The following is a 13,252-nucleotide window of genomic DNA, read 5'->3' as shown; positions in this document are numbered from 1 at the left end:
TCAGGATCCGCTCCTTTATAAAGAATTTCTGGTTTTAAATAAAAGATATATAAAATACGGTGCTCCTATCGCTGCGGTAAACACCCCTGCAGGAACTTCCAGCGGCAGAAATAAGGTCCTGCCAATAACATCTGCCAGAAGGACAATCAATCCTCCGATTAAAGCGGAAACCGGAAGCAAAGCGCCATATGCGGAACCAACGATCCTTCTCGCCATATGGGGGGCCATTAATCCGACGAAGCCGACGCCGCCTGCAAAAGCAACAGCTGCCCCTACTAAAGCTGTGCTGATGACCAGCAGAACAAAACGCTGCCTCTGTATCCTGCTGCCCAAACCTGTGGCCAGGTCATCACCCAGCTCCAGAACATTAATTCTTCCGGCTGAAATAAAGGCTGCCATTAACAGCAGTACTACCCATGGGACAATGACTTGTACATTAAACCAATTCGATCCATTTACACTTCCGGTAATCCAAATATTGGCCTGTGCCGCTTGGTGAATCGGCCCCATTATCATTAAAAAGGTAATGATTGCCTGCATCAGTGCAGCGATGCCAATCCCAATCAATACGAGTCTGACCGGAGATACTCCACCTTGCCACGATAATAAATATACGAGCAAAGCAGTGGTGAATGCCCCAATAAAAGCTGCCAGCGGAAGCCAGTCTATGCTGACGGTCAACACGTTGTCCTGATTGCTGAATAAAGTAAGGAAGCCGACAACCGCTGCACCAGCACCGCCGGTAATTCCGATGATATCCGGAGAAGCAAGCGGATTTCGAATCATGCCCTGCAGGATACCGCCTGCTGTTGCCAGCGCCATTCCGACAAAAACGGCAATAATCGTTCTCGGCAGACGAAACTCCATCACTACCAGGCGGTCCAGGTCTGATCCGGCTCCTGAAAAAACCTGCAGTACGCCCCAGGGGGTCATTTTTACATCACCGAGACCAGTGCTCGCAATAACAGCTGCTGCCAAAAGCATCAATAATAGTAAAATAGCGGAGACCGCTTTACGATCTGCTAAAAATGACAACTTATTGTTAAATAGTCGGAAGCTTCGATACTTACTCATGATGGATTGAACCCCTTTCTGGCGATATAAATGAAAAAGGGTGTTCCAATCACAGCAGTCATCACCCCGACAGGAACCTCCTGCGGCATGATAATATATCTTGCGCCGATATCTGCAGCCGTCAACAGCATCCCTCCCATGATTCCTGAAAAAGGAATGAGCCAGCGATGGTCAATGCCGATGAGTTTCCTGGACAAATGAGGAATGACAATACCGATAAACCCGATGGGGCCGGCTACAGCTACTGCGCTTCCTGCCAAGATAATGACGGCCAGGCCGGCTGCCAGTTTCACGATAGCCGTTCTCAATCCCAAACCTTTGGCCACGTCTTCTCCCATTAACAATATGTTCAACTTGGGGGCCAACAGCAGAGCAAGCACGATTCCAAGCGTCATATAGGGAAGAACTGAAAATAATATTTCCATCTTTCTTCCGGCTACCGACCCGGCCAGCCAGAACATCACCTGTTCCAATGCTGCCTCATTCATCACAAGAAGGCCCTGGGTGCAAGAAGCAAAAAGTGCTGCCATGGCAGCACCCGCCAATGTCAATTTCATCGGCGAGAGCCCTTCCCTGCCGATGGACCCGATCGCATACACACTGAAAGCGGCGATTGCCGCTCCCAAAAAGGAAATCCAAGCAAATGCCTGAAGACTTGAAATGTTAAATATAGTAACCGCCATCACAACTGCAAATCCTGCGCCCGAGTTAATTCCCAATATGCTGGGAGAAGCAAGCGGATTTTTTGTCAGTGTTTGCGCCAACACCCCTGCTATAGCCAAACTAGCACCTACTGCGGCAGCAATGAGAGCCCTGGGCAGCCGAACGGACTGAATCACAATATGTTCGTTGGACCCGTCAAAATTTTTAAATGCCCGGACTGCCACTTGTATGGAAGTATCTGTATATCCGTATACGATGCTCATGCCCATCAGTAAGACCAGCAGCAGTATGCCAACAATAATATAAAGGAATTTCACCCCATTAGACGTTTGCATCCTATTAAAATACTCCTCTAAAAGACTTCTTGCTTCCAAGTTTATTGAATGTTTAGGAAGAAGTCAATGACTTTGATAATCATTCTCAATTATTTCTTGACAAAGTAACCGCTCTCTTTTAAGATAAAGAAGACCTAATTGATAATCATTTTCATTAAGTAGGAGGAAAGCGATGAAGCTACATAAAGGAGTGTTGCTCGCAGGCACCCTGTTCATTATGCTCATTCTGGGAGCTTGCGGGAACAGCAATCAGGAGGAAGCGGAAAAAGGAAGTAATGGACAAAGCGAAAGCAGCACGGGCTATAAGGTGGAGCATGCCATGGGCGTGACAGAAATTCCCGATACACCGAAGCGGGTGGTCATTTTAACAAATGAAGGAACAGAAGCCCTTCTTGCTCTTGGAGTGAAACCGGTCGGAGCGGTCAAGTCATGGGTCGGTGATCCGTGGTATGAACATATTACTGATGAAATGGAAGGCGTGGAAGTAGTTGGTGAGGAGAGCCAGGTAAATGTTGAGGCAGTTGCCAAGCTGAAGCCGGATCTCATTATTGGGAATAAAATGAGGCAGGAAGACATTTATCCTCAACTAAGCGCCATTGCACCAACTGTATTTGCTGAAACGCTCCGGGGAGACTGGAAAGAGAATTTCAAACTGTATGCGGAAGCTGTCAATCAAGAAGCAAAGGGAGAAACTATTCTAAACGACTTTGATGAGCGCATTGATGAGCTGAAAAAAACATTCGGAAACAAATTGGAAAAAGAAATCTCACTCGTCCGCTTTATGGCAGGTGACGTACGCATCTACCACAAAGACACCTTTGCAGGTGTCATTTTGGAGCAGCTTGGGTTTGCACGCCCCGAAAGCCAGGATGTTGACGACTTTGCCGAGAAAAATGTATCTCCAGAACGGATTCCTGCCATGGATGGGGATATCATCTTTTACTTTACGTATGAAACCGGCGACGGAGAAGCCCAGGCATTGGAAGAGGAATGGTTGAACAACCCCCTTTTCAAAAATCTGGATGCCGTCAAATCCGGAAATATTTATAAAGTAAATGATTCAATCTGGAACACAGCAGGTGGAGTGATTGCTGCCAACCTCATGCTCGATGATTTGGAGCAATTCATGAAAGAAATAGAATAATCGTAAGGGTTCGGACCTGCTTTGTATGGAGCAGGCCCGAACCCTTTTTGCTTAATCAGACATTGGGCCACTGTCTCTTTATCCCCCGCCGGATAACATGTATCCAGGATTTCCATAATCAAATGATTGATTAAGAAAAATTCTTAACTAAACAAATGATTGATTAAAAATGATTTCTTAAAAATAGAGTATAGGCCCAGACTCTGTGGTACCCGATCCTTAACAATTTAATCAAATGTTTCATTAATGAAATGTTTCATCTTATTCAAATGAATGATTACAGTTTGACCCAAAAGGCTTTTACAGTGGCAATCAAACCATTGCCTGCTGCCCCCTGCCCTATGCTTAACCGTCTTTTATTGGGCAGCCATCCGCCCAAGGGGGCCGTTTTCATCAATGATATCCCATACATCATAGACGGAGATCGGAAACATAGGAAAACCGAAAACATACGGTGTAATCTCATAAAGTTGAAAGTAGAGAACAATCGTTTTGTCTGCTATATAGAATGCCTGTTCATTCAGTTTTGGAGGAAGGTCGTTCAAAAGCTGGATGTTCCGCTGCTTGATTTGTTCTCTGATCAAAGACAGCAATGCTGCGGAATAGTCGCTTCCCGGCTTAAACAAATCATTCAGTTGGCACAGCTTTCCTTGTTCAAGGTCAAACGTCAAAGCTCGTAAGTAAGTCATCCCATGAGCTGCGTGGTAATGGTATGCATAATTCGACAAAGACAGACTCAAAACTCGGCGCTGATTATTTTTTATTTCATAGGATGCAATCATCTCTATCAGTGTCGATGGGCTATCTTGAATCTGTTGATGGATCAGCTGCCGGGTAGCAGAAACGATTACCCGATTGATGAGATGTTCAAGGGTTTGATTTGCCAAACCTTTTACCCTTGGATATACAATCGTCTTTCCCTGTCCGTCACTCATCCGAACCGTTTTGATGGAAACCGGCAAGTCTATAGGCATCATGTTCATCCTTTTTTCCTTTTATCCTATTCCCGGGAGTGACAGACGTGCACCAGTCGGGGGATAGCGACACTATAACTATAAAATTAACCCGCTCCTCCATAGATAAAAAAATTCAATCATCCGGGATCAAAATGGTTCCAAAGACGGAATGACAGGTTTATGATGATAGAGAGTGAAGTTCCGGACCGTCACATAAGGATGGTATCTTTCGTCAGGTGCCTGAGTATAATCAAGTGTTTGATTCATTTCCTGCCCTGTTTTGCTGAAACTTTGAATCACGGGATTACAACAAATCTATTTTTTTATAAAAATAACCCCATCCGGATTTCCATGAACGCGGATTCATTGTTCATCATTTATAAAGAAGGTGTACGGTATGGCAAACATTCTCATGCATAGCAGCCGGGTGTTGTTAGGAGTGATTTTTTTGGCTGCAGGCATCAACGGGTATTTTGTCTTTTTCGGCCTGGAACCATTTGTCGCAACAAGTCCGGAGGCGATGGCTTTATTTGAATTTGATTATTTGCTCATCGCCGAAAAAACGCTTGAGATCTTTTGCGGCGTTTTGCTTCTGTGCAATCAATATATGCCGCTGACTCTTGCTGTTCTTTCCCCCATCATTGCCAATATCTTTCTGCTTCATTTATTCCTGGACCTTTCATTGCTTCCATTGGCCATCATCCTTGTGATCTCCCATAGTTTTCTATTGTACTGGTACAGAAAAAGCTTTCTCAGTTTGTTGGAAAGAAAACCAAATCCTTGATCTTAATTCTTGCATCCGCTCCTACCGCATACATTAATCATATGACTTGTATGTAAGGGAGGATATCTATGATTATTCATGTTGTCAGAAGCGGGGAAACTTTATCAACGATTGCCCGCCGATATGGCAGCAATGTGTCTCAAATTGCTGCAGCCAATGAGCTGCCGGACCCGAACCGCCTGATCGTCGGACAGGCGCTCGTCATTCCCATTGCCGCCCGCCAGCATATTGTCAGGAGCGGGGAGACCCTTTGGCAAATTGCCCAAAGGTATGGTGTTTCACTGGATGCGCTGATTCGGGTGAACCAGCTGGCCAATCCGAACATGTTACAAATTGGAAGTGTGCTGGTAATCCCCGCCCGCCTTCATACCGTTCAATCCGGAGAAACGCTTTGGCAGATCTCCCAGCGTTACGGTACGACAGTCCAGGAAATTGTAAAATTAAACAGAATTCAAAACCCGAATGTCATTCAGGCGGGCACTTCCCTCGTGATTCCTTTTCCAAAGCCTGTCATTGATGTCAATGCGTATGTGATTAATTTGGGGGAAACCGGCGCAAGAGAAGTACGGGAAGTCGGCAGGCTCCTTACGTACGCCACTCCTTTTGTTTATACAATGAGAGAAGACGGTACGCTTACTTCGATTCAAGACGAGCCGATTATCCGGGCAGCGCAGGAACAACATGTTGTTCCAATGATGAGCATTACCAACTTTACCTTCCAAGATCCCGGAACAGAGCTGGCACATACCATTCTTGCAAGTCCCGAACTGCAAAACCGCCTGTTGACCAATATTGTGAATATCATGAATGAGAAAGGATACCACCTGCTGAATATCGACTTTGAGAATGTAAGACAAACTGACCGGGAATTGTATAATCAGTTTCTCCAGCGGGCGGTCGACCGTTTGCATCCTTTGGGATTTTTTGTCTCCACTGCCCTTGCTCCCAAAACAAGCAGCCAGCAGCAGGGACTGTTATACGAAGCACACGATTACGAGGCGCATGGCAGGATCGCCGACTTCGTCATATTGATGACGTACGAGTGGGGATACCGCCTCGGACCTCCGCAGGCCATCTCGCCGATCAACCAAATTCGCAGAGTCATTGAATATGCCCTCTCCGTCATGCCGAGAGAAAAAATTGTCATGGGATTCCAAATCTATGCCCGGGATTGGCTCCTCCCCCATGTTCAGGGCCAGGAAGCCGAAACCTTTGATATGCAGGAGGCCCTGCGCCGCGCCCTAAGATATGGTGCGACGATCCAATACGACGAAAGGGCGCAGTCCCCATTTTTCCGCTATACCGATGAACAGGGGCGCCAGCATGAAGTCTGGTTTGAGGATGCCCGCAGCGCGCAGGCAAAATTTAATTTGGTAAAAGAATTGGGATTGCGAGGTATCAGCTATTGGGTCCTCGGCTATCCATTTCCGCAGAACTGGCTGCTGCTGGAGGATAATTTTATTATTAGAAAAATGTAATATTCGAACCGGACGGAGTCATTCGTCCTTTTTTCGCTTCCTGACAGGACGCAGTACACCGCCCCTTGGAATCCCTTATTGCAGTTCCATAGGGGATTTTGTTTTAATTACCGGCGTATACCGCGGGAGTTCGTCCCTCCCGACTGCTCTATTCGGCTGACTGACGAGAGGGTTTGGAATACCTTACGATTTGATCAGCTTTAAGTCAAAGTTATTTTTTCAAAATAGGAGGCCTCCTCATGCAAGTGAAGGGAAACCGCCATGTATCTGAAATGCTGTAAATGCTGAGAAGAACTTGAACTTTTATACCGAGACATTGGGAATGCGCCAGGTAAAAAAGACAGTGAATCAGGATGTCCCATCAATGTACCACCTTTTTTATGGGATACAAAGGGAAACCCCGGCACTGAGCTGACGTTCCTCCATCGAAGGCCAGCCTGACATTCTCGTCTTTGAAACTATAAAAGGCGGAACAGGGACGGAAGTTCATGTGGAGGAACAAAAGGATTTGAGCCGGAAAGGCTTGGACGGGGTGGCGTCCACCATGAGGCTTTCCGTGTGGAAGATGAAGAGGAGCTAAAAAATTGGATAGAACGGATCACCGATGAAGAATTCCAGCATTCAGGATTCGTCAACCGGCATTATTTCCGTTCCCTATATTTCTCCAAGCCGAATGGAATTTTATTTGAGCTCGCCACGGACGGCCGGGGATTTGAGACAGATGAGCCGCTGGAGCATCTAGGCGAATCTCTTTCACTACCTCCGTTTTTAGAGCCGAGACGTTCGGAGATCGAGGGTAAGCTGAAACCCCTTTAAAAAGGATTTTCAAAAAGTCTTAACCAAGATTTAAATGCTTCTATTAGAATTCGACTTAGTTCAGCCTTTTTCTTTTATAATTCTCTGGGTTGAGCTCTTTAGTAAGGTCCCACTTTGCATTTTTCGGGAGCAGGCATGTCTACCCATGTTTATGATCGTCATCTTCCGCCGTCTGAAAATCATAGTAGTGGACATGCATGCCGTTGCCGACCGGAATCGCCGGACCAGTGTATGCCTGTCCAGCCAAAAAACATAACCCTCCGTGTAATTACATGACTTCCATTCCGTGTCGGAATGGCAGGTGATGTCACATCATGGTATTGGTGAACACATGGCCATCGTTCAGGCTGGTATAATCTATAGTTCGATGGTTATGCCCCGGAACATAGCCCGGGGTGAAATCATCTTTCCCTACTTTTTTTACGCTATTTATCACTCCTTTTTTCATTTGAACATATGATTCATCCGGTAAAATATGCTGAAGTGTGTCCAGGCAAATGCTATAACGACATCTGAGTATCCTTTTTCGAGACCAATTCAGCATTTCTTTTAAAAATCATTCCTACCATCATAGAGGCTGTCGTGATGAAACCTGTCATCAATAAAGGATAAACAGCCAAATAGATCATGATTTCAAAAACCACCGAAAACGTACCCAATCCACAGGTAATGCCGTTTAGAATAAACAGCCGTTGAATCAAATTCCCCCTCTTTTCTTTCATAAAAACAGGTGACATAAAAAACGAGGCCAGCCCCAAAAATAAAGTCCAGCCAAGAAGGTTGATTGAATAAAAGGCAGATGTCGGATTCCATTGAACGAATTGTTCCAGCCCCTCCAGCTGACCGTTACCAATGCTTAGCCTGACTGCGGTAAATTGGACGAAGTAATTCATACTTGAGAAAGCAGCGCAAACATGATTCCAAAACAAATGGAAATCCTCGTTAATATCCTTTTTTCAGGAGAGGTATATTCATGTGCACAGCAAATCATCACCACAAAAAGAGGAGCTGAGATAAAGGCCATCGTTTGGCATAGGCTGTAATAGGTGACATATGACGTATCGAACCCTGCAACTGTGTCCGTGATTCCCCGCCATTCGGGAACGGGGAAGGCAATGAGCAGAGCAACCATGCCTGCTGCATAACCGATCCCCGTCAAAGCAAACAAAATGGATGACCAATACCCGATTTTACATGCCAGTTGATAAACTGGACTCACTGGTGGCGGCATACTATCCCTCGCTCCTCTGAAAATACTTCACATTATTTGATTATCATGGTTTGGTCCGTAATCGGTTTTTCCAACACCTTGGTATTTTTAGCTTGCGGATCTCCCTCTGCTTTTTTAAAAAGAGTGACAGCCACCCATACGGTGACAAGCCAAATAACGATCAGGCTGACTGCGAGAATCGGCAGCAGGGTAAATTCGAATACGGTACGGCCCAGCACAGTTTGGACCCCGATCAGAATAATGGACGCAATCCAAGCGATGCTGCCGCTATGGATCAATCTTTTTTTCAAGCGATCCCTCCCATGAACTTTTTCCAAAAGCCATCCGGAAAGAACCAGCGTTTGCAAAGCGTGAAAGCCCATGCCGTGCAATACGATAAAATTCCCGTCATTTCCAAGGAACCGGCTTTGAAGAACAATCATGGCAACTCCTGCCAGATTAGCTGCAAATACCGATATAAAAGCATAGCGCACGCCCAATATAAGAGGGCTTGCCGACACTTTGAAAAACTTAAACATGAGTATGAAACACAATGTAACAATAAGCAGCGACTGGATGCCAAAGATCATCCCGGCAATCATGTCAATGACGGATCCTTCACGTGAAAACCGCGGATTGAAACCACGGAAATGTTGAATCGTTTCAATGGCATAAGCATGCAAGACAGCGTTCATAAACAACCACCTGACTGCCTTTCTCCTCTTGATACTAAATCCTGCTAACGGCAAAACGGCAGCAATGGAAAGCGTAAATATTCCGATAGCCGCGTTAAAAGAAAATGCATTTCCCAGATTGCCCTCAGGCAGCACTACAGGGCCGCGTACTAGAATAAACAACCCCACCACTGCCGCTAGTAAAAAACCCAACAATCCCGTCATAACCAACCCTTTTTCCCCTTTGAACACCGAACCTCATCCTTTCCATTTTATTTATTAATCAATAAATATTTGACTTTAAAAGAAGAAAGCTGCTTTGCTTTCTCTTTTAAGAATCTCCTTTAATCATTTCCGGCAAATCCAAAACTTCTGCTACGGTAATCAGCAAACCTGTTCCAATAAAATGTGCTGCTGTCTTTTTAGCTTTCGGAATACCAGCTTTTTCAAATTTTTGCGTCAATGTCTCAAACATCGTTTTGTGCAAATGCCGGACGTACTCCCTAATCCCTTCTTCTGCTATAGAATGCGCCTGCATCACCAGTAATATCTCCTCCCGATGAGTTTTAATGATTTCAGAAAAAGCACGGCCCATCGTTTCGATCAATTGATCAGCCGGCGCATCCACTTTCGAAAACGTATGATATAGACGGCTGAACGCGCGATCAATTACTGTTTTGAACAATTCTTCCTTATTTTTAAAAAAATGAAACACATACGGCTGTGTAACGCCCGTTGCCTTCGCTACCATCCCAGTCGTCGTTTTATAGTAGCCCATCTCAGCAAAAATCTTTACGGCATTTTCAATGATCATCTCTTTTTTATCTTCTTTAGCCATTTGTTCTCCTTTTTTATTTATTGATAAATAAATAATATGATAAAAATTCTTATATGTCAACATCTGATCCGGTCCAATTACGGTGGGGAGAAATTTCTCTTTATTTCTGACTCAATTTGCTTAATCGGCAGTGAATACAGGGTTCATCAACTATGCTCACTGGAATGGGATTGATCCATCTTTGCGTAACCATTCAGGGGGAATTCTATCGTTCGGAAACGAATACGTCACTTGCGTGACCATTCAACCGAGATTACCCCTGATTTGGAAACAATACTATGGTATTTTCAATTGTAAAAAAACTGATTGAGTTTCCATTACCAAAATAGGCGTGGGTTCAGACCCAATTTAGTAAACGCATCGCCGTCACCTTTTTTTTCAGTGATTACTTCAATATGCGCTGCTTTTTGTCCGCGGCTAGAATTTACCTGTCCAATATGCGCTATTTGCTATCAAGGGCAGCGGTTTTCCTGTTCAACATGTACTAAGGAACAATACTAATGCATCCAGTCGACACCTTCTTAACGGTGTCCTCCTTCAAATAATCTTCCTTTCTTCCGGAATGCTGATCTGCGAACTAAGCGTCCTGATCGTTATCCTTAACGCCGTCCGCCTGGTTCGTTATAATAGTAAAAATAAAACCACCGTACAGCTTACAATTGGGAGAAAAAAGCCGAAGCTGCTTGAACCAGTCATCCCGGGAATTTACCGTGTTTGCTTATTTTAAAGGAAAGGGCGTGTAATCAATGAAAGATTGTGGACATCTTCAGCCAAATATTAAAGAAATGCAGAATCTCTGCGTCTCATTAGTGCCCATTTTCAACCACTTGCACTATACGGAAATGCAGGAGATCGTCAAAGCGACAAGAGCGGTCACTTATGAAAAAGGACAGGAAATTTATGGAGCCGGTGACCATTCTGCCCAATTGTACATTGTTCACCGCGGCCGTGTAAAAATTTTTCGTCTGTCCGAATCCGGAAAAGAACAGCTCATCCGAATCCTGGAACCGGGTGACTTTATGGGGGAACTTTCCTTATTTTCAGGATCTCCCTTCGACCACTACGCCATGGCCATGGAAAAAACTGAATTATGCGTCATGAGGCGCAGCGATTTGAAAGTGTTTTTAAAAAAATATCCCAACATTACTTTAAACATCATGGAAGAAATCAGCCGCCGTCTGGAGCGGGCCGAGCGTCTCATCAGCAGCTTGACTTCGGAAGATACCGAAAAGCGGATTGCCGCCTATCTTGTGGAGCTGGTCCATGATCACAAGTCTACTACTATCACGCTTCCCATGCCGAAAAAAGATATTGCATCTTATTTGGGAACAACTCCAGAAACCGTGAGCCGAAAACTGGCTGAATTTCAGGAAAACGGCTGGATCGATCAAACGGGACAAAGGAGGCTGACTATTCTGGACTTGGATGCATTAGAAAGTCGATAATAGGACAGAAATAAGTACATTGGACGTAAGAGGAGGCACAAGATTGATAGCGGCTATTGACAAAAAGGGGGAACAGGATACCGCCCGATGAAGCTGAAAAAAAACTAAAGGAATCAGTTTCTCAATGATTCATTGAGAAACTGATACTGCTTTTATTGGGCAGTAAAGAGAATGTGCACGCAGGCGGCAGGACTTTAATAATAATTCACACTAATTTAAACAGCCAACGTGAGCAGTTGCGTGTGCTAAGATATAGATAGATATTACTATTCTATAAAAGCAGTACCTTGGCATGATTAATGTGACTATTTTTTGAAGGAGAGACAACAGTATGACTAGACCCCTTTCATTTTCGGCTTTTCTGATGAATACACCCAATCACAATTTACACGGATTGTGGCGCGAGGAAGAAGGTTATCAGAGAAATTTTAACGATATAGATCTTTGGGTTTCCTTGGCCAAGCGGCTGGACGAAGGCGGCTTCGATTCGATTTTTTTCGCAGACGTTGTCGGACTATATGGCAACCACCGCGGCGGATGGGAATATCATATTGAAAAGGGATTGCAAGTACCCAGCAATGATCCTTCGATGCTATTATCTGCTTTGGCGGTTAACACGAAACATCTCGGATTGGCTTTTACGGCTTCTCCGCTGCAAGAACCTCCTTTTAACTTTGCACGCCGGATATCGACGCTTGATCATATCTCAAATGGCAGAGTTGCATGGAACATGACCACAGGGTTTTTGGAGAATGCTTATCGAAATTATGGCTATGAGGGTTTGGCCTCGCACGAGGAACGCTACGGTACGCTGGATGAATATGCAGATGTATTATATAAACTTTGGGAAGGTTCATGGGATGAAGGAGCCCTTTTGAAAGATAGAGAGAGTGGAATCTATGCGGATCCCGCTAAAGTGCATAAAATCAACCACGCGGGTAAGTATTATAAAGTCGAGGGACCTCACCTTGTTTCACCGTCACCTCAACGGACACCTGTACTATTTCAAGCCGGATCCTCACCGACCGGACGGGACTTTGCGGCCCGGAATGCAGAGGGCATATTTATCAAAGCACCTAGTCCGGAAATTGCCCGTAGACAAATTGAAGAAACTCGACAGCTGGCCGTTCAGCATGGAAGAAAAGCCGAAGATCTTCGTTTTTATCAAGGTTTATCTTTTGTCATAGGAAAAACGGAAGAAGAGGCACAGCGTAAAGCAATTGAACTTGAAAATAAAATTGATTTGGAAATGATGATTGCACATATGGCTGGTGCAGCAGGCATGGATTTAGGAAATGTCAGCTTGGATACACCACTTGAAAATATTGACTCAAAGGGAGTAAAAAGTTTCATTCATTGGATTAAAGAATACACAGAAGGAAGAACTCCTACAGTAAAAGATTTGGCCCTATACCATATTAGAACCATCAGAATAGCTGGAACTCCAGAAACCATTGCTAATCAACTTGAACAATGGCAAAAGGCCGGGGTTGATGGGATTAATGTGATTAGTGCAACAATTCCCGGTTCCTATGAGGAGTTCATTGATTATGTGATGCCTGTACTCCGCCAGCGCGGATTGGCCCGGAATCCAGGTGAAGTACATGGTACTTTCCGGCAAAAACTATTTGGAGAGGATCGTTTAAATGACCGTCACCCGGCTGCCCAATATAGAGGTGCCTTTGGTCCATCCACGAAATCCTAAAATGGGGATTAAACTGATCAGACGTATAGATTATAAAATCGTGAATGATCACCGGAAAGCCAGCTGGCTCGGAATGTCTGACCTTTAACTGATGATGCAGATGGGCAGGAATGTCCATTCCCGCATGCTC

General features: G+C 44.8%; 13 protein-coding genes and 2 pseudogenes. 7 read left to right on the top strand and 8 right to left on the bottom strand.

Annotated elements, in window-relative coordinates:
* Positions 1-15: 15 nt before the first annotated feature.
* Entirely contained in the window at positions 16-1,074 is a 1,059-nt protein-coding gene (locus ACFSCZ_RS06750; RefSeq protein ID WP_380773057.1) for a FecCD family ABC transporter permease, read from the bottom strand.
* The gene (locus ACFSCZ_RS06745) at positions 1,071-2,072 is read right to left on the bottom strand and encodes a FecCD family ABC transporter permease (protein ID WP_380773056.1); all 1,002 of its coding nucleotides are present in this window, start codon (positions 2,070-2,072) and stop codon (positions 1,071-1,073) included. The genes ACFSCZ_RS06750 and ACFSCZ_RS06745 overlap by 4 nt, the downstream gene beginning before the upstream one ends.
* A gap of 172 nt (positions 2,073-2,244) precedes the next feature.
* On the opposite strand from ACFSCZ_RS06745, the gene ACFSCZ_RS06740 reads away from it, so the two are divergent.
* Positions 2,245-3,216, top strand: a complete 972-nt coding sequence (locus ACFSCZ_RS06740; RefSeq protein WP_380773055.1) for an ABC transporter substrate-binding protein — start codon at positions 2,245-2,247, stop codon at positions 3,214-3,216.
* A 356-nt stretch (positions 3,217-3,572) separates the two neighbouring features.
* Here the strand turns inward: ACFSCZ_RS06740 and ACFSCZ_RS06735 are convergent, their stop codons facing one another.
* Entirely contained in the window at positions 3,573-4,190 is a 618-nt protein-coding gene (locus ACFSCZ_RS06735; protein ID WP_380773109.1) for a DUF3298 and DUF4163 domain-containing protein, read from the bottom strand.
* Between the two features lie 379 nt (positions 4,191-4,569).
* Between ACFSCZ_RS06735 and ACFSCZ_RS06730 the strand changes: the two genes are divergently transcribed.
* The 4 genes and pseudogenes from ACFSCZ_RS06730 to ACFSCZ_RS06715 form a co-directional block, all read left to right on the top strand.
* Positions 4,570-4,956 (top strand): hypothetical protein, encoded by a 387-nt coding sequence (locus ACFSCZ_RS06730; protein WP_380773054.1) that lies wholly within the window; start codon positions 4,570-4,572, stop codon positions 4,954-4,956.
* Between the two features lie 68 nt (positions 4,957-5,024).
* Positions 5,025-6,434 (top strand): glycoside hydrolase family 18 protein, encoded by a 1,410-nt coding sequence (locus ACFSCZ_RS06725; RefSeq protein ID WP_380773053.1) that lies wholly within the window; start codon positions 5,025-5,027, stop codon positions 6,432-6,434.
* A 295-nt stretch (positions 6,435-6,729) separates the two neighbouring features.
* Positions 6,730-6,849, top strand: coding sequence for a VOC family protein (locus ACFSCZ_RS06720; protein ID WP_380773052.1), 120 nt, complete (start codon positions 6,730-6,732; stop codon positions 6,847-6,849).
* 3 nt (positions 6,850-6,852) lie between these two features.
* Positions 6,853-7,250 (top strand): annotated as a pseudogene (locus tag ACFSCZ_RS06715) (VOC family protein); the annotation flags it as partial.
* Positions 7,251-7,389: 139 nt separating this feature from the next.
* Here the strand turns inward: ACFSCZ_RS06715 and ACFSCZ_RS06710 are convergent.
* The 5 genes and pseudogenes from ACFSCZ_RS06710 to ACFSCZ_RS06690 all read right to left on the bottom strand — a co-directional run bounded on the left by ACFSCZ_RS06710 (position 7,390) and on the right by ACFSCZ_RS06690 (position 9,972).
* A pseudogene (locus tag ACFSCZ_RS06710) lies at positions 7,390-7,698 on the bottom strand (YmaF family protein).
* 52 nt (positions 7,699-7,750) lie between these two features.
* On the bottom strand, positions 7,751-8,179 hold the full coding sequence (locus ACFSCZ_RS06705) for a hypothetical protein (protein WP_380773051.1): 429 nt from the start codon (positions 8,177-8,179) through the stop codon (positions 7,751-7,753).
* Positions 8,140-8,481 carry a hypothetical protein gene (locus tag ACFSCZ_RS06700; RefSeq protein ID WP_380773050.1) on the bottom strand — a complete coding sequence of 114 codons (342 nt, stop codon included), beginning with the start codon at positions 8,479-8,481 and terminating at the stop codon, positions 8,140-8,142. Before ACFSCZ_RS06700 ends, ACFSCZ_RS06705 begins: the two co-directional genes overlap by 40 nt.
* 32 nt (positions 8,482-8,513) lie before the next feature.
* Complete coding sequence (locus ACFSCZ_RS06695; protein WP_380773049.1) at positions 8,514-9,386, bottom strand: hypothetical protein; 873 nt, start codon at positions 9,384-9,386, stop codon at positions 8,514-8,516.
* 79 nt (positions 9,387-9,465) lie between these two features.
* Positions 9,466-9,972, bottom strand: coding sequence for a TetR/AcrR family transcriptional regulator (locus tag ACFSCZ_RS06690; RefSeq protein ID WP_380773048.1), 507 nt, complete (start codon positions 9,970-9,972; stop codon positions 9,466-9,468).
* A 746-nt stretch (positions 9,973-10,718) separates the two neighbouring features.
* Between ACFSCZ_RS06690 and ACFSCZ_RS06685 the strand changes: the two genes are divergently transcribed.
* On the top strand, positions 10,719-11,417 hold the full coding sequence (locus ACFSCZ_RS06685) for a Crp/Fnr family transcriptional regulator (RefSeq protein WP_380773047.1): 699 nt from the start codon (positions 10,719-10,721) through the stop codon (positions 11,415-11,417).
* Positions 11,418-11,748: 331 nt separating this feature from the next.
* Entirely contained in the window at positions 11,749-13,122 is a 1,374-nt protein-coding gene (locus ACFSCZ_RS06680; protein ID WP_380773046.1) for an LLM class flavin-dependent oxidoreductase, read from the top strand.
* Positions 13,123-13,252 lie beyond the last annotated feature (130 nt).

This window comes from Siminovitchia sediminis, assembly GCF_042680885.1.
Lineage (GTDB): Bacteria > Bacillota > Bacilli > Bacillales > Bacillaceae_C > Siminovitchia > Siminovitchia sediminis.
Note: the sequence above shows the minus strand (reverse complement) of the source record. Positions and strands in the feature narration are given on the sequence as shown.